This window comes from Microbacterium maritypicum MF109 (assembly GCF_000455825.1).
GTDB lineage: Bacteria > Actinomycetota > Actinomycetes > Actinomycetales > Microbacteriaceae > Microbacterium > Microbacterium maritypicum_A.
In genome coordinates this window covers 1-361 of record NZ_ATAO01000132.1, presented here as the reverse complement: position 1 = coordinate 361, position 361 = coordinate 1, and the positions used below count along the sequence as shown (strand labels likewise).

Here is a 361-nt window from a genome sequence, read left to right as displayed (position 1 = left end):
GGTCTCGAGCATCGCGTCGGCGTCGGCGAGGTCGATCGCCAGGGGCTTCTCGCAGAACACCGGCACTCCTGCTTCGAGGGCACGGATGCTGAGGGCTGCGTGCGTGTCGTCGGGGGTGAGCACCATGACGGCGTCGACGCCGGAGGCCAGCAGCTCGTCGAGAGAGTCGGTGACGAGCGCATCCGGCACGAGAGCGCGGGCGTCGTCGCGAGCGCGCGGTGCGAGATCGCACACGGCGCTGATGCGCGAGCCGTGTCCCGGGCGATGCACCTCTTCCTGGAGGGTCGAGCGCGCGCCGAAGCCGATGATGCCGATCTGGAGATCCACGATGGTCCTTCTGTGTGATGGGTCTGTGCAGGAT

Annotated in this window: 1 protein-coding gene; it reads right to left on the bottom strand. The window is 68.4% G+C overall.

Features of this window, described 5'->3' with window-relative positions; all coding sequences use genetic code 11:
* Positions 1-327: Gfo/Idh/MocA family protein (locus tag L687_RS0121330; RefSeq protein ID WP_031206998.1), on the bottom strand; the 327-nt coding region annotated here is incomplete at its 3' end.
* Positions 328-361 lie beyond the last annotated feature (34 nt).